General features: G+C 66.7%; 21 protein-coding genes. 9 read left to right on the plus strand and 12 right to left on the minus strand.

What is annotated here, in order from left to right; genetic code table 11:
• Positions 1-8: 8 nt before the first annotated feature.
• The 4 genes from D3261_RS13050 to D3261_RS13065 all read left to right on the plus strand — a co-directional run bounded on the left by D3261_RS13050 (position 9) and on the right by D3261_RS13065 (position 3,482).
• Positions 9-620: an acetate uptake transporter gene (locus D3261_RS13050; RefSeq protein WP_120073053.1), complete on the plus strand. Its 612-nt coding sequence runs from the start codon at positions 9-11 to the stop codon at positions 618-620.
• 228 nt (positions 621-848) lie between these two features.
• On the plus strand, positions 849-1,160 hold the full coding sequence (locus D3261_RS13055; RefSeq protein WP_120073055.1) for a DUF4212 domain-containing protein: 312 nt from the start codon (positions 849-851) through the stop codon (positions 1,158-1,160).
• Entirely contained in the window at positions 1,161-3,020 is a 1,860-nt protein-coding gene (locus D3261_RS13060; protein WP_120073057.1) for a sodium:solute symporter family protein, read from the plus strand.
• Positions 3,021-3,044: 24 nt separating this feature from the next.
• On the plus strand, positions 3,045-3,482 hold the full coding sequence (locus D3261_RS13065) for a hypothetical protein (protein ID WP_120073059.1): 438 nt from the start codon (positions 3,045-3,047) through the stop codon (positions 3,480-3,482).
• Between the two features lie 43 nt (positions 3,483-3,525).
• Here the strand turns inward: D3261_RS13065 and D3261_RS13070 are convergent, their stop codons facing one another.
• The 6 genes from D3261_RS13070 to D3261_RS13095 all read right to left on the minus strand — a co-directional run bounded on the left by D3261_RS13070 (position 3,526) and on the right by D3261_RS13095 (position 7,709).
• The gene (locus D3261_RS13070) at positions 3,526-3,960 is read right to left on the minus strand and encodes a universal stress protein (RefSeq protein ID WP_120073061.1); all 435 of its coding nucleotides are present in this window, start codon (positions 3,958-3,960) and stop codon (positions 3,526-3,528) included.
• A gap of 114 nt (positions 3,961-4,074) precedes the next feature.
• Positions 4,075-4,455 (minus strand): universal stress protein, encoded by a 381-nt coding sequence (locus D3261_RS13075; RefSeq protein WP_120073063.1) that lies wholly within the window; start codon positions 4,453-4,455, stop codon positions 4,075-4,077.
• Positions 4,456-4,486: 31 nt separating this feature from the next.
• A complete protein-coding gene (locus D3261_RS13080) occupies positions 4,487-4,762 on the minus strand; it encodes a cox cluster protein (RefSeq protein WP_120073065.1) in 276 nt (91 codons plus the stop codon).
• 176 nt (positions 4,763-4,938) lie between these two features.
• A complete protein-coding gene (locus D3261_RS13085; protein ID WP_120073067.1) occupies positions 4,939-6,720 on the minus strand; it encodes a cbb3-type cytochrome c oxidase subunit I in 1,782 nt (593 codons plus the stop codon).
• A gap of 150 nt (positions 6,721-6,870) precedes the next feature.
• Positions 6,871-7,239, minus strand: coding sequence for a DUF6684 family protein (locus tag D3261_RS13090; RefSeq protein WP_120073069.1), 369 nt, complete (start codon positions 7,237-7,239; stop codon positions 6,871-6,873).
• Between the two features lie 65 nt (positions 7,240-7,304).
• Positions 7,305-7,709: a cox cluster protein gene (locus D3261_RS13095; protein WP_120073070.1), complete on the minus strand. Its 405-nt coding sequence runs from the start codon at positions 7,707-7,709 to the stop codon at positions 7,305-7,307.
• Between the two features lie 133 nt (positions 7,710-7,842).
• On the opposite strand from D3261_RS13095, the gene D3261_RS13100 reads away from it, so the two are divergent.
• Positions 7,843-8,703, plus strand: a complete 861-nt coding sequence (locus tag D3261_RS13100; protein WP_120073072.1) for a heme-copper oxidase subunit III — start codon at positions 7,843-7,845, stop codon at positions 8,701-8,703.
• Between the two features lie 36 nt (positions 8,704-8,739).
• Here D3261_RS13100 and D3261_RS13105 read toward each other — a convergent pair whose 3' ends face one another.
• Positions 8,740-9,885: a CBS domain-containing protein gene (locus D3261_RS13105; RefSeq protein ID WP_120073074.1), complete on the minus strand. Its 1,146-nt coding sequence runs from the start codon at positions 9,883-9,885 to the stop codon at positions 8,740-8,742.
• A gap of 94 nt (positions 9,886-9,979) precedes the next feature.
• Between D3261_RS13105 and D3261_RS13110 the strand changes: the two genes are divergently transcribed.
• Positions 9,980-10,288, plus strand: coding sequence for a lycopene cyclase domain-containing protein (locus D3261_RS13110; RefSeq protein WP_120073076.1), 309 nt, complete (start codon positions 9,980-9,982; stop codon positions 10,286-10,288).
• Here D3261_RS13110 and D3261_RS13115 read toward each other — a convergent pair.
• The 5 genes from D3261_RS13115 to D3261_RS13135 all read right to left on the minus strand — a co-directional run bounded on the left by D3261_RS13115 (position 10,285) and on the right by D3261_RS13135 (position 20,002).
• Positions 10,285-10,698 carry a Rieske (2Fe-2S) protein gene (locus tag D3261_RS13115; RefSeq protein WP_120073077.1) on the minus strand — a complete coding sequence of 138 codons (414 nt, stop codon included), beginning with the start codon at positions 10,696-10,698 and terminating at the stop codon, positions 10,285-10,287. The two genes, D3261_RS13110 and D3261_RS13115, sit on opposite strands and share 4 nt — an antisense overlap.
• A gap of 1,035 nt (positions 10,699-11,733) precedes the next feature.
• Complete coding sequence (locus tag D3261_RS13120) at positions 11,734-12,873, minus strand: pyridoxal phosphate-dependent aminotransferase (protein ID WP_120073146.1); 1,140 nt, start codon at positions 12,871-12,873, stop codon at positions 11,734-11,736.
• 55 nt (positions 12,874-12,928) lie between these two features.
• Positions 12,929-13,417, minus strand: coding sequence for an Lrp/AsnC family transcriptional regulator (locus tag D3261_RS13125; RefSeq protein ID WP_120073079.1), 489 nt, complete (start codon positions 13,415-13,417; stop codon positions 12,929-12,931).
• A 79-nt stretch (positions 13,418-13,496) separates the two neighbouring features.
• The gene (locus D3261_RS13130) at positions 13,497-15,107 is read right to left on the minus strand and encodes a bacterio-opsin activator domain-containing protein (RefSeq protein ID WP_120073081.1); all 1,611 of its coding nucleotides are present in this window, start codon (positions 15,105-15,107) and stop codon (positions 13,497-13,499) included.
• Positions 15,108-15,181: 74 nt separating this feature from the next.
• Entirely contained in the window at positions 15,182-20,002 is a 4,821-nt protein-coding gene (locus D3261_RS13135) for a PAS domain S-box protein (RefSeq protein ID WP_120073082.1), read from the minus strand.
• Between the two features lie 83 nt (positions 20,003-20,085).
• On the opposite strand from D3261_RS13135, the gene D3261_RS13140 reads away from it, so the two are divergent.
• The 3 genes from D3261_RS13140 to D3261_RS13150 all read left to right on the plus strand — a co-directional run bounded on the left by D3261_RS13140 (position 20,086) and on the right by D3261_RS13150 (position 22,922).
• Positions 20,086-20,652, plus strand: a complete 567-nt coding sequence (locus D3261_RS13140; protein ID WP_120073084.1) for a thioredoxin family protein — start codon at positions 20,086-20,088, stop codon at positions 20,650-20,652.
• Positions 20,653-20,724: 72 nt separating this feature from the next.
• Positions 20,725-22,023 (plus strand): ABC transporter substrate-binding protein, encoded by a 1,299-nt coding sequence (locus D3261_RS13145; protein ID WP_120073086.1) that lies wholly within the window; start codon positions 20,725-20,727, stop codon positions 22,021-22,023.
• On the plus strand, positions 22,020-22,922 hold the full coding sequence (locus D3261_RS13150) for an FAD-dependent oxidoreductase (protein ID WP_120073088.1): 903 nt from the start codon (positions 22,020-22,022) through the stop codon (positions 22,920-22,922). The genes D3261_RS13145 and D3261_RS13150 overlap by 4 nt, the downstream gene beginning before the upstream one ends.
• Positions 22,923-22,932 lie beyond the last annotated feature (10 nt).

Here is a 22,932-nt window from a genome sequence, read left to right on the forward strand (position 1 = left end):
CCCCCAACATGCCACTCGACACCGACATCGGCGATCCCGCACCGCTCGGTCTCGTGAGTTTCGGGCTCACCACCGTCCTGCTGAGCCTCGTCAACGCCGGCCTCCTGCCGAGCGCCGGCGAGGCGGTCGTGTTACCGCTGGCGCTCGTGTTCGGCGGAACCGGACAGCTCGTCGCGGGCGTCCTCGAATTCCGTACTGGGAACACCTTCGGCCAGACCGCCTTCTTCAGCTACGGGGCGTTCTGGTGGTGGTTCGGCCTGCTCCTGCTCTTCGACGGCAACGGCTGGCTCTCGATCCACACCCAGACCCTCGGGGCGGCGCTGCTCCTCTGGGGCGTGTTCACGTTCTACATGTGGATCAGCACGTTCGCGCTCAACTGGGGGCTCTGGAGCGTGTTCCTCACGCTGTGGGTCACGTTCGCGCTCCTCGGGTTCGGCGACCTCCTGGGCATCGACCTCCTCCTGATACTCGGCGGCTACGTCGGCATCCTCTCGGGCGCGCTCGCGATGTACGTCAGCTTCGCCGAGGTGGCGAACTGGTCGTTCGGCCACACGGTCGCCCCGCTCGGCGACGCGCCGATGGGGAGTAGCTCGACCACCACCGCCGACACCGCCGACTGACCGCCACGACCACGCGCCTCACCCCGTGCGCCCGTCGACCGTGCGGGGATAAGCGGCCTCGATTAGCGGCGTAACTCATCCGTAGCATACCAGAAACCTACACAATCTTTATTAACACTCCCGTCACTGGCACAATCATGGCAGATGTAACAACCTGTCCGTGTGACGTGGCGTCGCGTCGTTCACCGTTCCGAACCGTCCACCCGTCGCCGTCGGAGGTCGGTGGGCATGGGTGAATCCGAGACGGGAACGAAGTCGGACGGCGAAACCCGGAGCGGGACGGGTATCAGCGAGGCCAACGCCAAGGAGTACTGGCGGCGGAACGTCAAGCTGATCGCCGGGCTGTTCGTCGTCTGGTTCGTCGTCTCGTTCCTCGTGGCGATCATCCTCGCGGAACCGCTCTCGACGGTCAACATCGGGGCGGTTCCGCTGCCGTTCTGGTTCGCCCAGCAGGGGTCGGTCATCGTCTTCGTGGCGCTGATCTGGATCTACGTCTGGCGGATGAACAAACTCGACCGCGAGTTCGGGGTGCAAGACTGAATGGTCGGACCATCGACCGCACTGGTCCCGGCCCAGCTCGGGCTCGGGATCGACACGTGGAGCCTGATCCTGATCACCCTCTCGATCGTTCTCTACTTCGGCATCGCCGTCGTGATGCACGTCGGCGACACCGACGACTTCTACGTCGCGGGTCGAACGATCCCGGCGTGGGCGAACGGTACGGCGGTCGCCGCCGACTGGATGTCCGCCGCGTCGTTCATCTCGCTCGCGGGCCTCGTCTCCTTCCTCGGGTACGACGGCACCGTCTACCTGATGGGCTGGACCGGGGGCTACGTGGTGCTCGCCCTGCTCATCGCGCCATACCTGCGCAAGTACGGTGAGTACACCATCCCCGACTTCATCGGGGACCGCTACTACTCGAACACCGCGCGTGGCGTCGCCGCGCTCGCGACGCTGTTCGTCTCGCTGACCTACATCGCCGGGCAGATGCGCGGCGTCGGCATCGTGCTCAGTCGATTCCTGGGTGTCGACATCAACCTCGGTATCATCGTCGCGCTCGGACTCGTCGCGCTGATCGGCGTGCTCGGCGGGATGAAGGCGATCACCTGGACCCAGGCGGCTCAGTACTTCATCCTGATCTTCGCGTTCGTCCTCGTCACGGTCGCGATCTCGCTCAACCTCACGGGCAACCCGTTCCCACAGGGGGCGCTCGTGACGAGCGACATCGCCGAACGCCTCGGCCAACTCCAGGCCGACATCGGTGCCGGGGAGTACTTCTTACCCTTCCAAGAGTACTCACAGATTCAGGTATTCGCCATTGCGATGACGCTGATGCTCGGGACCGCGGGGCTCCCGCACGTCATCATGCGCTTTTACACCGTCCCGAGCGCCTCGGACGCGCGCCGGTCGGCGGGGTTCGCGCTGCTGTTCATCTCGATCCTCTACCTGTGTGCGCCCGTGCTCGCGGTCTTCGCGAAGTTCAACCTCATCAGCACGCTGAACGGCGCGTCCGTCGCTGAGGCCCAAGCCATTCCCTGGGTCAGTCGGTGGTCCGAGACCGGCTTGCTCACGATACAGGACCTCAACAACGACGGCGTCATCCAGATGGCGGGTGGCCTCGGTGCGGCGGGTAGCGAGGTCGTCGTCGACGCCGACATCATCGTGCTCTCGACACCCGAGGTCGCGGGCCTCGCGCCGATCGTCATCGGCCTCGTGGCCGCGGGCGGGCTGGCTGCGGCGCTCTCGACGGCCGACGGCCTCCTGATCGCGATGTCGAGCGCCGTCTCGCACGACATCTACTACAAGATCTTCAACCCCGAGGCCTCCGAGCGCCAGCGCCTCCTCATCGCGCGGGTCGTCGTCATCGTCGCCGCGGCGGTCGCGGCGTACCTCGGCATCAACCCGCCGGGCTTCGTCGGAGAAGTGGTCGCGATCGCCTTCGGGCTCGCGGCCGCCAGCCTGTTCCCGGTGATCCTGCTCGGGATCTTCGACCCACGGATGAACCGCGAAGGGGCCATCACCGGCATCCTCGTCGGGTTGGTCTTCACGCTCGTCATGGTCGTGTTGATGACCTCCGATTCGATCTTCGGGACGGCGGATCCGATCCTCCCGACCTTCCTCGGGCTCGAAGCCCAGGGTATCGGGCTGGTCGGGACCATCCTCAACTTCGTGGTGGCGTTCGCGGTCTCGCGGGTCACGCCGCCGCCACCCGAGGAGATCCAGAACCTCGTCGAGGACATCCGGCTGCCTCAGGGCTCGCGGACCGGCAGCGAGACGGCCACCGACGGCGGCGAGGTCCAGGCGGACGGTGGCGAGGTCCGGACCGACGGCGGTGCCGACCTCGCGACGGCCGCCCGCGACGCACGAACGGACCCCCCGAACCGGGACGAAACGAACTAACGTCGTGACTCGTTTCGTTTTCGAATGAACCGGCCCGCCAACACCGAACTCGCGCTGCTCGCGTTCCGCCGAGCCATCGGTCTCTGGGCGGGACTGTCCGTATTCTATCTCGCGGGCTACTACCTCTTCGGCTACCCGTTCCCGACGCCGGTCGACCTCGTCGCGATCCTCGTGGTCGTCTGTCTCGGCGTGGTCCTCGGGGTCGCGTTCAGCTTCGCCTCGCCGCTCCCGCGCGAGACCGGCCTGCCACGGATCGTCCGGACCGCCCTGATCGCGATCCCCGCCCTCGGGATCGGCATCGCGCTACAGCTGTTCATCGAGGGCCCCCAGGGCGACCGGGCCTACTACGCCATGTTCGCGCTCGCGGCCTGGCTCGGCTCGACGTTCATCACCGAGGACGAGACCGACGAGGAGGAGGGAGCGGACACGTCCGACTTCGACGTCCTCGACCTGGGTCGCTGACGCTCGCTCGAACACCGACGCCGGAAAACGGTTCGGCCGCGGTTCACTCGGTCACGCGAACGAGCAACACCGGCACCGTGGTGTGTCGCAACACGTTCTCCGCGACGCTGCCCAACAGGACGTGGCTGAGTCCCGTCCGGCCGTGGGTCCCCATCACGACGAGGTCCACGTCGTCGTGGTCCTCGACGTACTCGGTGATCCGCTGATGAGGCGTTCCCCGTCGGGTGGCCGTGGTCGTTTCGAGCCCCGCCCGCTCGGCCGCGTCGCTGACCGCCTCGACGGCGCGCTCGCCGCGGGCTTCGAGACGGCGCTGGATCCGTTCGCGGTCGTCGACGTCGAGGGTCCCGATCGTCCCCATGTTGGCGACGTAGAGCGCGTGAACGCTCGCGTCGTACTTTCCGGCGAGGTCGACCGCCCGCTCGATGACCTCGTCCATGAGTTCGCTCCCGTCCGTCGGCACCAATATCCCCTGATACATGGGTGACGTGACGTGGCTCGATTATTTATTTTTATCGACCATTATAGTTCGTCGGGAGACGGAAAGACGGTCGGGGTGCTGGTGGTGAGGGTTGTCAGAACGATATCGGGAGGTTCACTCGTTCGGTTCGCCCGCGACCAGCACCGGCCGGTCGGTGTTCAAGATCACCGACTGTGCGCCGTCCCGGAGCTGGATCTTCCCGGCGGGCGAGTGACGACGACCGCCGACGCACAGCAGGTCGGCGTCGTACTCGGCCGCCGCCGTGACGAGGGCGGTCGGCGGGGCGGACTCGACCGCCTCGACCGTGGTTTCGACCCCGTTCTCACTGAGGAGGTCGGTGACCCGTTCGACCGCGTCGTCGACCGTCCCCGGCGTGTCGGTGGCGTGGACCACGACCACGTGGAGGTCGTCGGGTGCGGCGGGCAGGTCGAGGATGGCGCGGGCGGTCGTGAGCGCGCGGTCGTGGTCGCCCGCCCCCATGACGGCGGTGTACATGGGGGCGAATAGACGTGCTCGGGCTTACCGATTACGCCGTGTAGTGTCGGGAGACGTAGCCGACGGCCAACAGCACGACCCCGAGCCCGACACCCAGGGTGAGCATACCGTAGACCGCGAGCCCGACCGGCGTCGGCTGGATCTCGAAGAGGAAGAACAACGAGACCGACTGGAGGTCCTGGATCCCGAGGGCCCCGAGGAGATAGCCCCAACAGCCCGCGATGGCGACGACGACGACGTAGACGAACAGCACCACGCTCCGACCGTCGTAGCCGGCGATGCGCCCGGCCGTCGGGTTCTCGGACATACGTCGTCTATCGGGCGCTGGAGGATTAGCCTTTTGTCCGCGCGTCCCCGAACGGTGCTATGGCCGAAAAGGAGTACCTGCTAGCTATCCTCGTCGGGATCTCGGTGTCGATGGTCGTGCTGACGTTCGCGCTGGTCATCAGCTGAGGACCGCCGGTCGAAGACCAAAAAAACGCCCTATTCTTCCGCGTCGGTCGTCGTGTCGTCCTCGACGTCCACAGCTTCGCCGCCGTCGGTTCGAGCCGCTTCCTCCTCGCCGCCGTCGGTGAGCGCGGTCTCGATACGGCGCTCGTTCCAGCGCCACTCGTGGGTGAACTGGTTGGTCTCCTTCAGGTTCCACGGGTCGGTGTCCTCGATGGTGGGAGCCTCGAACCACGACTGGACGAAGTTCCAGAGCCAGATCGCCTGGCCGACGAGGATCAGGAACGCCCCGAGCGTGGCGACCTGGTGGAAGATCTGCATCATGCCCTGCGGGCCGATCGAGAGGCTGTACGTTGCGTAGCGCCGGGGCATCCCGAGATAGCCGAGGAAGAGCATCGAGAAGAACGTGAGGTTGGTGCCGACCATCGAGAGCCAGAAGTGCCAGCGTGCGAGCGTCTTCTGGTACATCTTCCCGGTGTAGAGCGGGAACCAGTAGTAGAGCCCCGCGAAGGCCGCGAAGCCGATCAGCCCCATCACGATGTAGTGGAAGTGGCCGACCACGTAGTAGGTGGCGTGGAGCGTGAGGTCGACGGGCACCGCCGCGAGGAACACACCCGTCACGCCGCCGATGATGAAGTTCGAGACCGCCCCGATACTGAACAGCATCGGCGCGGTGAGTCGGATGTCGCCGCCCCACATCGTGGTGATCCAGTTGAAGGTCTTGACGGCGCTCGGAATCGCGATGGCGAGCGAGACCGCCATGAAGCTCGCGCGGAGCCGGGGGTCGATGCCCGTCGTGAACATATGGTGGGCCCACACGCCGAACGAGAGCACGCCGATCGCGAGCGTCGAGTAGACGACGAACTTGTAGCCGAAGAGTTTTCTCCCACTAAATTTCGGGATAATGAGGCTCAGCAGTCCCATCGGCGGGAGCGCCAGGATGTAGACCTCGGGGTGGCCGAAGAACCAGAAGAGGTGTTGCCAGAGGATCGCGCCGCCGCCGACGAAGAAGGTCGTCCCGAAGTTCCGGTCGAGCAGGAGCATGACGAGCGCGCTCCCGAGCACGGGGAACGCGAAGAGGATCAGGCCGGCCTGGGTCAGGACGGTCCAGCTGAAGATGTCGAGGTTCGCCCAGCTCACGTCCTCACCGCGTTCGGTGAAGACGGTGGCGATGAAGTTGATCGCGCCCATCGTGGTGGCGATCCCCGAGAGGTGGAGGCCGAGCAGCATGTAGTCGACCCCGAGCCCGGCGGTGCCGGACTGAGTACCGCTCCCGACGCCCGCCGAGAGCGGGGTGTACATCGTCCAGGCGGTCTGGGCGGGCTGGATGTCGGTGAAGGGCACCACGATGAACCCACCCCAGATGAGGAGGGTCGCGGGCGGGAGCATCCAGAAGGCGATGGAGTTGAGCCGCGGGAACGCCATGTCGTCCGCCCCGATCAGGAGCGGGATGAAGTAGTTCCCGAATGCGAAGATGATCGGCGTCCCGAACAGGAACAGCATCGTGATGCCGTGGCTGGTGAGCATCGAGTTGTAGAACTGCGGCCCGATGATCGCCTCGCTCGGCGTGAGGAGTTCGGTCCGCATCAGCGTCACCATCAGCCCGGCGACCACGAACGTGATGACCGCGAAGACACCGTAGAGGATACCGATGTCCTTGTGGTCGACGGTCGTCAGCCACCGGATCAACCCGCTGGGTTTCTCGTTGGAGTAGCCGGACTCGCGACCCACCGCGCCGCCGCCACCAACCGGGGTGTACGAGCGCCAGTCCTCGAGCCGGGAGAGCCACGCCGCCACCCCCACGAGTAACAGCCCCATTAACACCGTCAGTACTAGCTGCGCGTCTGCCATGGATCGTGGGACGAACCACGGGGTAAAGAACCCTTAGATCTCGGCCACACCCTTCCCCCGGGTCCGTGTTCGGCCGCGGTGCTGTCGAACCGTCGAAAACCGCGGCCGCGGAGTGACTCAGTTCGTGTCGTCCTCGTCGGGCTCGGCGTCGAGGGTGTCCTCGACCATCTCGTAGTCCTCGCCCGCCTCCTCTTCGGGTTCCTGTTCGGAGAGCGTGGCGTCGGTCGACGAGAGGTCGACCTCGCTGTCGGCCTCGCCCGTCGTGCCCTCGTCACGCGAGATGATGCGACCCGAGAAGTAGGTGAGCGCCGCCAACGCGACGAACGGGATCACCAACAGCCCCATGCTGACGGTCTCCATGTAGAGGTTCGGCCCCCACGGCTGGACCGCGAGAAACACCACCACGAAGAACAGGATGATCCCGAGCGGAATGATGTTGACCGTGAGGTCGAGGAGGGTTTCACGGTCGAAGGTGCGCTCTGCCATTGCCCCACCCTCGCGGCGCGCGAATCAATAGGCTGTCGGTTCGTCGGCAGTCGAGGGGGAGGTCGTCAGGCCGAGCCGGCTTCCACGAACCGGCCGCTCGCCCCCGCGACCGCGACCACGACCCCGGCGATCAGCATCTCCGCGCCGCGGCCGACGATCCCGTTGGGCTGGGTCAGGACCGCGACGAGCGCGTCGACCGAGACCGCATCGAGCTGGGTCGCGGTGAGCGCGCCGCCGAGCACCACGAGCACGACCCCGAACCCGAGCAGAACGTTCCACGGCCGTTTTGCGTAGCCGGATTCGAGGAGGATCCCCGCGACGCTCCCGACGAACAGGAGGAGGCCGCCCACCGCGACCGGGAAGACGTTGAACAACAGCCCCAGCTCCGAGAACACCAGCCCGAGCACCACGATGATCGGCCACGGGCTCGACATCCGGTACTGGTCGCTGAGACCAGGCTGCTCGTCCATATCGGGAGGAGGGTCGCGAGCGTAACAAACCCATCGGAAGCGGTCGTCGCCGTCGGTCGGGGGCGGTCGTCGCGGAAGCGGCGACCCCGAACGGTGTAGGAGGACTTTTACTGGTCGGTGTGCAACCGCCGCCATGGGAACAGCGGACGATACGAGCGACGACGGCGGCGGACATCACCTCCCGGCGGTGACGGACTTCCCGCGCGGGTTCGGCGAAGCCAGCTGGTGGCCCTACATCGCGTCGGTCGGCGCGGCGGGGATCTACATCGGCGCGGCCCTGTTCTTCATGGGCCACAACGGGGCCTCCATCGTGCCCGCGATCGCGGGCCCCGCCGTGTTCGGGGTCTCGGTCGTCGTCACGCTGGCCGGTATCTTCGGCTGGCTCTACCACGCCTTCGTCGCCGACTACTGGGAGCGCACGCCTGACGAGCACTCGGGGAACATGCTCCGATTCGGGATGTTGTTGTTCCTCTGTACCGAGATCTTCACCTTCGGCGCGGGCTTCGTCTACTACTTCTTCATCCGGACCGGGAGCTGGTCGGGTGCTGAGATCCCCGCCGAACTCCTGAGCCCGCTCGTCGCCGCCAACACCGTCCTGCTTGTCGTCAGCAGTTTCACCTTCCACTTCGCCGAGATCGAACTCAGAAAGGACAACCACCGGCGGTTCACCGCGCTGCTCGGGGTCACCCTCCTGCTCGGGCTGGTCTTCATCGGCGGCCAGATCTACGAGTACAACCTCTTCATCATCCACGAGGGCTTCACGCTGACCTCCGGCATCTTCGCCAGCGCCTTCTTCGGACTCACGGGCCTCCACGGGCTCCACGTCTCGATGGGGGCGGTCCTCATCCTCATCGTGCTCGCGCGTGCGCTCATGGGCCAGTACTCCGCCGAGCGCCACACCTCGGTGAGCACGGTCTCGATGTACTGGCACTTCGTGGACGTCGTCTGGCTCTTCCTCGTCGCCGTGATCTACATCGGCGCGGTCGCGCCGTGACCCACCACACGTAACGTTCGAAAACCGAACCGCGGCTCAGATCTCGTTGAGCTTTCTGAGGATCTGGCCCCGGCGCTGTTCGTCCGCCCGGATACCCTTGCGTTCGAGCACGTTGCGTTCGAGCTTGTCGAGCGCCACCCGGAAGGCGCTCTCCGCGCCGTAGCCCTCGCCCGTGCCCGCGACCTGGCCCTTGTCGGTTCTGAGCCGGATGCCACACCGGACCAGCGGCATCCCGCGGAGTTTCTCCTTGTGTTCGTGGAAGCGGACGTGGGCGTGTTGGACCTGCATCTCACCGAACTTGTCGGCGACCTGCGTCACCGACTCGCGAACGCCGTCGCGGGTGATGGTGTCGAGCAGCGAGATGTTGGTGATCTGGACGTCGATGTGGTCCTCCTCGGTGAAGGTGAGCGCCCGGAGTACGTCGGTCTTGGTGAGGACGCCCGCGACGTGGCGGTCGTCGTCGTCGCCGGGCGTGACGATGACGCCGTTGTAGTCGTTGTCGAGCATCTTCGCGACCGCCTCGCGAACCGTGTCCGCACCGGAGACGGTCTCCACAGGTGAATTCATCAGGTCGTAGACCGGGATGTCGAGCATCCGCTGTGAGTCGCCCGAGCGCTCACCCTCGGTCGGCTGGTTCATGTTCCGGACGACGAACTCCACGAGGTCGTGGGTGGTGAGCACGCCCGTGAGGTAGCCCGCGTCGTTGACGACCGGCAGACGTGAGATGCCGTGTTCGCGGAGGCGGTTGATCGCCTGGCCGACGCGGGCGTCCTCGGCGATCGTGACCACGTCGTCGGTCTTGATCTGGGAGACGGTGAGTGCGTCGAGGTTCTCGAGGACGGCGTCGAGGATCCCGTCGGCGGTGACGATCCCCCAGAGCTCCTCGCCCTCGACGACCGGCGCGACCTTGGTGTTGCCCTCGACCAGCATCCGGGCGACCTCGCGAACGTCGGCGGTGCGCTCGATCCGTGGTGCCGAGTTCATCACCGCGCTGACCTTCGTCGAGTCCTCGACGTGGGACTGCATCAACGAGCGCTGGGTTATCACGCCGGCGTACGAACCGTCGTCGGTGACGATCAGTCCCCGCGGGCTCTCCTCGTCGAAGGCCGTCCGCACCTTTCCGAGGCGTTCGTCGGCGCTCACCGCGGTGTAGTCCGTGGTTGCGATATCGGCGATATCCATCGTGCTCACCCCGTAGGGTTGGACGCCGGGGCTAATCAAGACTGTGCCCCGTGTGACCGCCAGAGCCTTGTCCACACCGCGAGTAGGCCTCCGAATGGTGCCCGACATCGACGTGTTCGGTCGGTACACGTATCTCGTGACGGAGGTCGTCTTCGGCGCGTTCGCCTACTGCCTCCTCTCGGCGACCGGCGCGCTCGGTCGTGCCGCCAAGACCGTCGTCGCGCTCTACCCGCTGGCGTACGTCTGGGACCGCTACACCCTCGACGTGGGAGTCTTCCAGATCAACCTCCGCACCGGCAAGGAATTTCTGGGGATCCCCATCGAGGAGCACCTCTTCATGGTCGTGGTCCCCTCGCTGGTGGTCGGCTTCTACGAGGTCGTCAACCCACGGGACGACACCTAAAACGAGAGGTGTGAACTCGAAGACGGCCCGTCGTCGCCGGTGCCGCCGTCCCGGAGGTAGTCGTAGTTGTCGTCGGTCAGCACCACCTCGCCGTCGGTGACGGCGACCTCGACACCGGGCAGCGTCGTCCCCGCCGCTTCGCCGTTGTCGCACTCCCCCGAGCAGGTGTCGAACAGCGAGCCGTGTTTCGGGCAGATGATCTGCCCGTCGCGGATCGGCGCACCCGAACCCCGGTCGAACCGCTGGGTCTCGTGGGTACAGGTGTTGATCCACGCCTCGATGCCGGGCTCCTCGTCACAGTGGACCAGGATGACCTCCTGTTCGTTCGTGAAGGCGTCCTCGGCGGTGAAGAGGTACGACCCGCCCTCGGGAACGTCCGAAACGTCCGCGATACGCGTTCCGTCGACCATGTGGGTTGCATGGGATCGGGCGGTAAAGCCGTGATGCTTCGAGGACTGTTCGGGACCCGTCGTTAGCTAGCAGAGGCGTTTTGGTTGGCAGCTCCAGACACACCGGAATAATTGACACATTACTTACCAGAAATTTTGGTAATGCGCAACCGAGTACTATCGTCAGTGATTCTCGTGACGTTGCTTTGCCTTGGTGGGTGCTCAGTTCCTCTCTTTGAAGATGAACAGTCGAAGCTGGTGGAAGTAAGAGTAGAAAACAGTGATGACAGTCCACACACAATCCATACTATTGTGGAAAAGGACGGAAGCATCATTAGTTGGACCTCACACCGACTGAACGCAACTGAAAAAGGGAGATACGTCAGTAAAGACGTAAATAGGTCGTGGGGAAACACGACGGGTCACTATACTGTCTACATGAGACTGGACCAGAACACCACGTGGAAAGACGTGAATACTTCTGATTCGGGATGTTATGGATTCTACTATCACGTTAATCCTGAGTCAAGCCAAGGATATCCAAACAGGTTAGGGAAATATCCGCGAACGGTTCTTCAAGAGCAGGTAGGATGCAGCAACTTTGAGTTTTAGCTGTTCGTCAGTGCTATCTCGCATTATCGTTGATATATAGACCTATGCTATACGAAGTGTCCTCCCGCAAACCACAAGCCGGCACCGAGCCCGCCTGCTACACTGAAGTAAATTCCGTAGGTTGTGTACCTTCTCCGCCCGAAAACTAAGCCCGCACCATGACCGATGATCCATCCAGACAGAAACACACTCGCGAATAGCGTTAAAAGCCAGAACCAGAATCCGGCCGGCTCTGAAAAACTGGCTGTCCAAGTGACTGGAAGGGCTGCTAACCCCAGCCCTCCCAGAATCGCTAAACCACCGGCCACTCTGACTACTGTTCCATACATGGGGTTCGGTATACTCAGTCTGCCGATGAGTCGTTATTCCATTTGTCAATCAAAACGTAGCATTGGGTGATAGCTCTGCCCTATCAGATATATCCAGTCGAAGGGCGCACCACACTCACTCCAGAAACGCTTCGATCCGGTCCATCGCCTCGCGCAACTCGTTCAGTCCCGTCGCGTACGAAACCCGAAGGTGGCCCTCGCCGCCCGCACCGAAGACGTCGCCGGGAACCATCGCCACGCCGCACTCTTCGAGGACCGCCTCGGCGAACGCTTCGGCGTCCTCCCACGGGCTCTCGGGGAAGACGTAGAACGCGCCGGTGGCCTCGAAGCAGTCGATGCCCATCTCCGCGAATCGCGAGAGCACGAACCGCCGCCGGCGGTCGTACTGGGCGCGCATCTCCTGGACGTCGTCGTCGCAGTGTTCGAGCGCGTCGAGCGCGGCGTGCTGTGCGGTCGTCGGTGCCGAGAGCATCCCGTACTGGTGGATCCGGTTCATCGCCCGGATCGCTTCGGGCGGCGCGAGCGCGTAGCCGAGCCGGAGCCCGGTCATCGCGTAGGCTTTCGAGAAGCCGTTGAACACCACCGTTCGCTCGCGCATCCCCGGCAGGGTGGCGATCGAGGTGTGGTCGCCGTCGTAGGTCAGGTCGGCGTAGATCTCGTCGGCAAGCACAGTGAGATCGTGCTCGCGGGCGAACGCGGCCACGGGTTCGAGGTGCTCCTCGCGCATCGTCGCGCCGGTGGGATTGTTGGGATAGCAGTAGACCAGCGCCTCGGCTTCTTCGGCCCCAACCTCCCGGAGCACCTCGGCCGTGAGCCGGAACTCGTCGGCCTCGCGGGTCGGTACCGGCAGGGGCTCCCCGCCCGCGAAGATCACGCCCGGCACGTACGACACGTACGACGGCTGGGCCACCGCGACCGTGTCCCCCGGGTCGCAGAACGCGCGGAACGCCGCGTCGATGGCCTCCGAAGCCCCCGCCGTCACCAGGATCTCCTCGTCGGGGTCGTAGTCGAGGTCGTACTGGCTCGCCACCCGACCCGCGATGGCCTCCCTGAGCTCCGCCATCCCCCGGTTCGCGGTGTAGGAGGTCTTCCCCCGTTCGAGCGAGTCGATGGCGGCCTCGCGGGCACTCCACGGTGCGGTGAAGTCGGGTTCGCCCACCCCGAGCGAGATCACGTCGTCCATCTCCTCGGCGAGTTCGAAGAAGCGCCGGATGCCCGAGGGCGGGACCTGCTCGACTCGTTCGGATATCTTCACGCGAGCCACCCCCGGTGGCGAGGGTGAGCTCGAAACGGCTTCGCCGTTTCGGTGTTCATGGCGAAACCGACAGCCGGTCGTCGTCCCGGTCGCCGTCGAACTCGATGCCGTGTTCCTTGTAGGACTCCATCAGGTAGTGGGTCACGGTCTGGGTTATTTCGGGGACTGGCGCGACCTTCTCCGAGACGAATCTCGAGACCTCACCCATCGAGTCGGCCTCGACGGTCATCGAGAAGTCGTACTCGCCGCTCACGAGCCGGAGGGATTCGACCTCGGGAAAGCCCACGAGCCGCTTCGCGATGTCGTCGTAGCCCGTCTCGCGGTCGAGGGTGACGTTACACTCGACCAGCGCGCGGACGGGTTCGTCGTCGGTGTTCCGCCAGTCGACCACCGCGCCGTACCCGCGGATGACCCCGTCGGCTTCGAGCGCCTCGATGGTCGATTCGACCTCGTGCTCCTCGGCCCCCGTCATCCGGGCGAGGTCGGCGGTCGTGTATCGGGCGTTCTCGCGGAGCAACGACACCAGTTCCGCGCGGGTGTTCATACCGCGAGGTACGGCCACTGTCGCAAAAAGGTTGCTCCCGACCGGTTTTCGCGGCGGGCCGGTTCGGACGTCGTCCGAGCTACCCCTCCTCGTCGAGGAACGCGGTCAGGAGCTTTCGTTGGGCCTTCCGGAGGTGGCTGTGAAGCGTCGGCGAGGAGATCCCCATCGAGGCCGCGAGCTCCTCGGCGGTCGAGCCGCGCGGCCAGTCGTAGTAGCCCGCGAAGAACGCCGCCCGCACGGCCGCGCGCTGTTTCTCGGTGAGTCGGTCGTCGACCGCCTGCCGGAAGCCCGCCTCGGTCCCGACGGGGAGTTCGACCGCGCGTTTCGAGAGGAACGCCGTTCCGGGGTAGGCCGCCTCGAAGGCGTCGACCACCCGTCGGACGTCCGTGTCGGCGGCGACCTCACAGACCAACCGCGCCTCGCCGTCCTCGGCCGTGAGCCGTCGGACCGTCCCGCCCATGTCGATCGCGATATCGGCCGGCCCCTCGGTGGTGGCGAACTCGAACAGCCCGTCCTCCTCGCCACCGGAGACGAGACGTGCCTCCGCGATCCCGGGGAACGTCTCGGCGAGGTCGAGCACGGATTCCGGCGGCGTTCCCTCGATCGTGACGTACTGGAGGACGGTGTCGTCGGCCGCCGGAACCATGCCGTCGAGGCTGTAGCGGCAGTCGAACCGGTCGGTGACCGCGACGGGGAACGCGGTGTCGTCCGTCAGGCGGAGGGTGACCGCGACCGCCGTATCGGAGAGCAGGAGCTTCATGTTCTGGGCGGCGCTGATCGCGAAGCCCGCGACCTCGCCGAGCACCGTGAGCCCCGCGCGCTCGCGCTCGGCGAAGGCGTCCGGGTGGGTCGCCGAGAGCCCGAGCACGCCGTAGACGACCTCCCGATAGGAGAGGGGGACCATCGCCATCGGTCCGGAGCTGCCGTGTGCGTCTGCCATCGAGGGGGACGGCTCCTCGACGACTTGGACCGTCCCGGTTTCGAGCGCGCGAACGCCCGGGTCCGCCAGCCCGCCGTCGGTGGCGACCGCCGCGATGTCCTCGACCCCCGCACCGGTCTCGACAGCGAGGCCGCCCGTCTCGTCGCGTTCGGCGATCCACGCGACCCCGTAGAGGTCGGAGGCCGCGATCCGCTCACAGACCGTGCGTTCGATCTCCTCGCGGGTCGCGGCCCCGACCAGCCCGCGGATGATCCCCTGGATCACGACGTTGATCCGGTCGAGCCGGGCGAGTTCGTCACGCTGGCGTTCGAGCCGGCGCTCGCGTTCGGCCAGCGCCTTCTCGGCGCGACGCTGGCCCACCGCGTTCTCGACCCGGTTGGCGAGGAGTTCGTACTGGTCCACCCCGCCACCCTTCCGGAGGTAGTCGGTGACGCCCATCGAGATCGCCTCGCTCGCGGCCTCCTCGCTCCCCTTGCCGGTCGAGAGGATGAACGGGAGCTTCGGGTGGGAGTCGCGAACCGTCGCGAGGAGTTCTAGTCCGTCGGTTCCCGGCATCCGGTAATCGCTGACGATACAGTCGACCGAGGCGTCGTCGAGGTGGTCGAGCGCCGCCGCGGCGCTGGTTTCGGTCTCGACGACGAACCCGTCGATCCCCCCGAGCACCGTCGCGGCGAGCGAGACGATCGCCGGCTCGTCGTCCACGAACAACACCCGGATCGGGTCGGCATCCGCCGCCGCGGATCGCTGCATCGCCACAATACATATCTCTACATCGGGAACTACAAAAAATATCGCCTCTCGGTCTCGTACGTGACGTCGTCCGACTACGTCGTGACCTCGAAGCGAGCACCGTCGGTCCCGTCGACCGCACGGACGTCCCAACCGTGGGCCTCGGCGATGTTCCGGACGATCATCAGGCCCAGCCCGGTCCCCGATTCGGTCGTCGAGTAGCCGTGCTCGAATATCTTCTCGTGTTCGCCCTCGGGGATCCCCGGTCCGTCGTCGGCGACGTAGAAGCCGTTCTCGAGCGCCCCGACGACCACCGACGCCTCCTCGCCGGCGTGGTCGAGCGCGTTTCGAAAGAGGTTCTCGAACAGCCGCGTGAGGCGGTCGGGGTCGGCCTCGACGGTGTCGAGCGCCTCGACGGTGAGGCTCGCCGTCTCGGTGCCCGCCGTCCGCCACGCACGCTCGGCGACGTCCTCGAACGCGACGGGTTCGGTCTCGCCGATGACCTTCCCCTGACGAGCGAGGGTGAGGACGTCCTCGATCAGGGTGTCCATCCGGTCGAGCGCCCACAGCGCGTCCTCGTGGTGGTCGGAGGAGGCCTCGGCCTCGGCGAGTTCGACCCGGCCGCGCGCGACGCTCATCGGGCTCCGGAGGTCGTGGCTGATCACGCTCGCGAACTCGTCGAGGAGTTCGTTCTGACGTTCGAGCTCGCGCTCGTGGCGCTTCTGCTCGGTGATGTCGGTGTAGAGCGAGTAGCCAGCGAGGTTGCGCGTGTCGGGTTCGAGCGGGACGATGTGGAGCAGGAAGTCCCGAACCCCGTCCGCGGTCCGTCGACGGACGGTCGTCTGGAGGCTCTCGCCCTCGATGAGCGCCTCGTTGAACGTGTCCGCCTCGGCTTCGTGCTCGGCCGGGACGATGTAGTCGTCGATGTTCTCGTCGATGACCTCCTCGCTGGGGTAGCCGAAGATCCGCTCGAATCGGGCGTTGACCCGTCTGGCGATCGGTTCGCCGTCGACCAGTTCGTAGCTCACCGCGGCGTCGGTGACGTTCTCGAACAGCGCGGTCAGCCGGTCGCGTTCGGTCACGAGCTCGTGCTGTCGCTCGCGGAGGAGGTGTTCGCGCTCGGCACGCTCCATCGCGGCCCCGGCGTTGGTCACCAGCAGCTTCGCGAGCGAGAACTCCCGGTCGGAGAAGGCCCCCGGCTCGACCGACCCGACGATCAGTACGCCGTACTCATCGAAGGGAAGCATCATCTCGCTCCGCATGGTCGTCTCGGTGTTGTAGACGCCCGGTTCGTCGTCGACGTGGTCGTAATAGCGCGGTTCCCCCGTCTCGTACGCCTCCCACGCGAGACTATCGGTCCCCTCGAAGGTCGGCTGGGTATCGAACAGATCGTGGCATCTGTCCGACATCATCATCGGCCGGAGCACCTCCTCGTCGTCCTCGTAGCGCCAGACCCCGTTCATCGGGATATCGAGCACGTCCTCGACCGTCGCGACGGCCGTCTCGGCCACCGCGTCCCGGTCGACCGCCGTCATCATCCGTCGGGTCGCGTCGTGGAGGGCTTCGAGGTCGTGTTCGTGTTTTCGGCGTTCGAGCTCGCGGCTCGCCCCGCGGGCGACGAGGTCGACGAAGCCCTGCTCGGCGCTCGAGAACGGGTCGCGCGGGTTCGGGTCCGCGAAGCAGAACGTCCCGTAGACCTCGTCGTCGACGGTGAGCTTCCCGCCGATGTAACTATCGAGGTCGAACGACTCGCGCGCGGGGTCGCCCTTCCACCCCGCCGCGACCGCGTCGTTGACCGCGAACGGACCGTCGGTCTCGACCGTCCGTCGGCAGTAGACCGACGACAGCGGACACTCCGCCCCCGCCTCGATGGCCTCGTGCGAGCCGCGCGCCGCCTCGATCCGGAGCGTCCCGTCCTCGATGTGGGTCATGAACCCGACCTCGGCGTCGAGATACGCACAGCCGAGTTCGAGCAGCCGGTCGATCCGCTCGTCGAAGTCGAGCCCGCTGCTCGACGTCGTCTCGTAGAGCTTCCGCCGGTACCGCTCGTTCTCCTTCTTCTCCGAGATGTCGCGGATGACGCCGACGCTGCCCTCGTACTCGCCGTCGGTCCGGAGCAGCGTGACCTGGGCTTCGCAGGGCCGGAGGCTGCCGTCGGCCAGTTGAACCTCGAACTCGAACGAGGCGGTGTCGCGCTCGGCGTCGTGGCTGAGGAGTCGACGGACGACGTCGGTGCCCGCCTCGATCGCCTCCCCATCGAGGATCGCCGAGATGTGCTCGCCGATCAGCGCCTCGCGGGTGTAGCCCACGACGTCGAGGAGGCGGTCGTTGGCTGCCATGAACCGGCCCTCGGTGTCGAGCGCGTAGATGCTGTCGCCGGCGGTGTCGAGCATCCGACGGTAGCGCCGGAGCTGCTCCTCGCGCGCGAGCCGGTCGAGCGCGGTCGCGGCGTTCGCGGTGAGCATCCGGGCGAGTTCGATGTCGGCGTCCCCGAAGTCCCCCTCCGTCGAGACGATGCTGAGGGTCCCGTGGTCGCCGATCGGGACGTAGAGCGCGCTCTCGACGTCGACGCGGGTGTCGATCACGGCGCTCCCCGAGGCAACGATGGGCTGTTCGGCCTCGAACGCACGCCACGGGAACCCCTCGTCGCGGTCGTAGCTCGGTCGGTCGCCGTGTTGCTCGGCACCGCTCGGCGTCAGCGCGACGGGGTCGAGGGTATCGGTCTCCGGGTCGTAGAACCGGACCGCGGCCAGCGAGAAGCCGAGGACGTCCTCGACGGCCGCCGCGGTGGCGTCCGCCACGTCGGGGCGGCCTTCGGCGCGCATGAAATCCCGGGTCGCCTCGTGGAGCGCGGCGACGGTCCTCGCGCGGTCGCGGCGCTCGGTGGTGTCGCGGATCGCACCCGCGACCCCACGGAACTCGCCGTCGGCGAGTCGGAGCGCGAGGTGATCCTCGCACGCCACCCGGTCGCCGTCGGCGGTCCGGATCTCGAACTCGACGGTCGTCTCCTCGGCACCCGTCGACAACATCTCGCGGACGAGCTCCTCGAACATCTCCGCGGTCTCGGGGTCCTTGATCTGCTCGACGCTCTCGCCGAGGACGTCCGCGGCCTCGTAGCCCGTGAGGTCGGTGAAGCCCTGGTTGACGAACTCGAAGCGGCCTTCGCTGTCGAGCACGTAGACCGCGTCGTCGACCGCGTCGGTCGCCGTCCGGTACCGTTCGGACTCGCGCTCGCGGGCCTTTCGGTCGGTGATGTCGCGCCCGGTGCCGACGGCCCCCTGGAACTCCTCGGTCACGATCTGTGCGCCGCTGAACTCGTGAGGAACGGTCTCACCGGCCTTCGTCACGAACGCCGACTCGACGGTGACCCGCTCGCCACGCTCGACCACCGCCTCGATCTTCTCCCGGAGCAGCGCGTGGTCGGCCGGCGGGATGAACTCGAGGCAGTTCATGCCCGCTATCTCCTCGGTCGAGTAGCCGACGACCGACTCGAAGGTCTCGTTCCATCTGAGCATCCGGCCGTCGGCGTCGAAGGCGTAGATCGGGTCCGGCGTGGCGTCGAACAGGCTCTCGATGACCGCCCGTTCCTCGTGGAGTTCGCGTTCGCGCGCCCGCCGCTCGGAGATGTCCCGGAACACCCCCTGTATCAACCGCCGGTCGTCGAGTTCGACGATGCTCGCACCGACCTCCACCGGGACGTGCTCGCCGTCGGCACGTTCGACCACCAGCGGTGACCCGTCGGGAACGCCCACGGACCGTTTCCCGTCCACGAACGACTCCTCGTCGAAGAGCTCCCGATACCGTTCCGCCTCGTCCTCGGGGTAGATCGCCGTGTAATCCGCGCCGAGGAGCGACTCGCGGTCGCGACCGAGGAGCGCCGTGGCGGCGGCGTTGGTCTCGACGACCTCCCCCGTGGCCGCGTCGACGACGAGGACCGCGTCCGGCCCGGTGTCGAGCAGCGCCCGGTACTTCCGTTCGGACTCGGCGAGCGCGCGTTCGCGGCGTTCGAGCTGGCCCCGCGTCTCGGCGGCGTGGATCGCCTGCGCGATGGTGCCGGCCAGCTCCGTGAGCGCGTCGCGTTCGTCGGCCTCGAACGCCCGTCGGTCGGCGTATATCCCGAGCACACCGTAGGACGCCTCGTCGTACGACAGCGGCAACGTGATGACCGAGTCGAACTCGTGGTAGTCCACCGTCTCGCGCCACGACTCGAACGTCCCGTCCTGGCCGTCGTGATAGACTTGGGGTTCGCCCGTGCGCATCGCCCGACCGATCGGACCGTCGTCGAGCGTCGCGTCGTCGGTCGGGCGGTCGTCGAACGCCGCTCCGTCGCCGGCGCGTTCGCGAACCGCGAACCCGTCGTCGTCGGTCGCCGTGGCGATCCACGCCTGGCTGTACGACGCGGAGCCCGCGAGGCAGTCACAGACCCGTGTCTCGATCCCCTCGCGGGTCGACTGGCGAACGAGTTCGCGCTGGACCTCCGCCACGACGGCGTTGATCCGGGCGAGGTCGGCGGCACGGTCGGTGGCGCGGTCGGCCTCGACGGCGTGTTCGATCCGGTTGGCGAGGAGTTCGTACTGTTCGCTCCCGGTGCTCTTCCGGAGGTAGTCGGTGACGCCGGCCGAGATCGCCTCGCTCGCGGCTTCCTCGCTGCCCTTGCCGGTGAAGAGGATGAACGGCACTGCCGGATGGGAGTCGCGAACCGCCGCGAGGAATTCGAGCCCGTCCATCCCCGGCATGGTGTAGTCGCTCACGATACAGTCGACCGCTCCCGGCGCGCGCTCGAAGCGTTCGAGCGCCGCCGAAGCCGACGTCTCGGTCGTCACGTCGACGCCGTCGAGGAGGCGGTCGAGGTGGGCCGCCCCGAGGTCCGCGACCGAGCGCTCGTCGTCAACCCACAACACCGAGATCTCGTCCATCGATATGGTCGAATGATGCCGTACTGAGAAAAAGCTTCCTCGGGGCGGAAACACCTTTGCGTCTTCGGGGGTTCGAAGGGCGTATGACGCTCGAAGAGTCCGCACGCGACCTCGAACGCGGCGACAGCGCGCCCGGCTTCGAACTCCCGGGGACCGACGGCGCGAGCCACGCGCTCGTCGATTACCACGACCACGACGCGCTCCTCGTGGTCTTCACCTGCAATCACTGTCCCTACGCCCAGGCGAAGATCGAGGCGCTCAACGGGCTGGCCGAGAGCTACGAGGAGGTCGCGGTCGTCGGTATCAACGCCAACGACGCCGAGGAGTACCCCGACGACTCCTTCGAGCGGATGCAGGAGCTCGTCGAGGACGGCACGGTCCGCTACGACGCCTACCTCCGCGACGAGTCCCAGGAGGTCGCGCGGGCCTACGGCGCGGTCTGCACCCCCGACCCGTTCCTGTTCGCGAAGCGCGACGGCGGCTTCGAGCTCGCCTACCACGGCCGCCTCGACGACGCCACCGGCCCCGACGAGGAGCCCTCGGGCGAACACGGCTTCGAGATGGCCGGCGCGATCGAGTCGGTATTGACGGGGGTCCCCGTCGACCAGCAGTTCCAGCCGTCGCGTGGCTGCTCGATCAAGTGGAAGTAGGTTCGGAATCCGCCCAAACTTCGGCCGGCCGAAAAGGAAAACGGCTTTATATCTTAGGCTGGCCTAAACCGTATGGCGAGCGACGAGACGGGAGACGGCGTATCGACGCGACGCGACTACGTGAAGTACGGCGGCGCGCTCATCGGCGGCGGGCTGTTCGCCGGCTGTACCGGTAGTGGAGGAAGCGGCTCGAACGGTTCGGGTGGTGCGAACGGATCGTCGGGCTCGACCGGGACGCAAGCCGACACCGCCTCGGGCGCGTCCGGTGACGGCACCGAGACGGGAGGCGGGACGAACGAAACCGACGGGACGACGAGCGGGGCGGCGAACGCGTACTCGGTGACGATGGCCCCGATGGGCGAGGTGACGTTCGAGGCGGTCCCGAAGACCATCTTCACGCGGTTGACCCACCTCGCGGGGATGGCGTTCGCGCTCGGGCGAGGGAACGACGTCAACGCGATGCACGCGCCCGACTACTACGACGCGCTCTGGAACCAGTTCACCCCGCGCCTGCCGGGGGTGTCGCTCGACTGGTCGGGGCTCTACTCCTCGTGGGAACCGAGCAAGGAGAAGCTCTACGAGCTCGACAGCGACGTGCACCTCGCCGACCCCGCGAGCGTCTTCGCGGTCGAGGGCTGGAACGAGAGCGACCTCGCCGAGATCGAAGAGAACGTCGCGCCGTGGTTCGGGAACCAGTACAGCGACACCCACGCGACCCCGCCGGAGGCCTACCAGAACCAGTACCGCTACTACTCGCTCTGGGACATGTTCGAGAAGGTCGCGGCGGTGTTCCAGGAGCAGGAACGGTACCGGGCGCTCTCGTCCATCCACTCGGACCTGCGCGACACTATCGAATCGGAGCTCCCGGCGAAGGGCGAGCGGCCGACGGTGGCGCTGCTCGGCCTCAGCGACCTCGAAAGCATCTACGCCTACAAGGTCAGCGTCCCCGGCTTCCTGGTCGCGCACATCCGCCCGCTGAAGCCGGCCGAGACGTTCGGCGACGACGTCTCCTCCGGTGATACGGTCGATACGGAGACCCTGCTCGCGGCGGACCCCGAGGTGATCCTCGCGCTCGGCGGGATGCACCCCGACACCGACATGCCCGGCATCCGGAGCGGGCTCGCGGACGACCCGGTTGCGGCGGACGTCACGGCGGTCAAAGACGACCGAGTCTACGCTCAGGGCGCGCGGTATCAGGGCCCGATCCTCAACCTCTTCCAGCTCGAGATGAGCGCGAAACAGCTCTATCCCGAGCGGTTCGGCGAGTGGCCGACCTACGAGAAAGGCCCGTACCCGGAGATCCCCGCGAACGAGCAGCTCTTCGACCGCGAGCGCGTCGCGAGGATCATCACCGGCGGGGGAACGACGTGAGCGAGACGGTGCCCACCGAATCCGACGTCGTCGTGGTGGGCGGCGGGCCGGCGGGCTGTTCGGCGGCGGTGTTCACCGCGCGCTACGGGCTCGACACGACCGTCTTCGACCGCGGGCAGTCGTCGCTCCAGCGCTGTGCGTACCTCGAGAACTACCTCGGCTTTCCGGCGGGTATCGACGTCGCGACGTTCTACGACCTCATCCACGACCACGCCGAGACGGCGGGGGCCGACCTCGTCCCGGACATGATCCAGTCGGTCGAGCGCGCGACCGACGGCGGGTTCGTCGTCGAACCACAGGAAGGCGAGCCCGTCCACGCGAAGCGGGTCGTCGCGGCGACCCGGCAGGGCGCGGACTATCTCCGGCCGGTGGTGGGGGAGGCGGCCTTCGACGAGTACGTCCACGACGGCGAGACCTACGAGCGCTTCGACCCTGACTACGCCGACCGCGACGGCAGCACGACCATCGACGGGCTCTACGTCGTCTCTCCGGGTGGCGAGGCCGACGTCCAGGTCGTCGTCGCGGCCGGTCGTGGCGCACACGTCGCCCGCACCGTGCTCGCGGACGCCCGCCGCGAGCACGGCTATCCGGACGACCTCGCGGCGCACTACGACTGGCGGCGACGCGAGGCCGAACTGACCGGGGAGTGGGCGGACCGCGACCGGTGGCGGGAGCTGTTCGCGGAGCGAACGCCCGACGACCACGACCTCGACGCGGAGCGCGCCGTCGAGCTCCGCGAGCGCGAGATCGACCGGCGGTTCGGCACCTATATCGACGACGAGACGGTCGCGGATCGAATCGAACGCGGCCAGGACCGACTGCTGGCACACATCGACGACGATCGGATCCTCGCCGCCGCGCGCGAGATCGAAGCCGAGCGCGCGACCGACTCGGATTGACGACCCCGTT

The organism is Halococcus sp. IIIV-5B, from assembly GCF_003602035.1.
Classification (GTDB): domain Archaea; phylum Halobacteriota; class Halobacteria; order Halobacteriales; family Halococcaceae; genus Halococcus; species Halococcus salsus.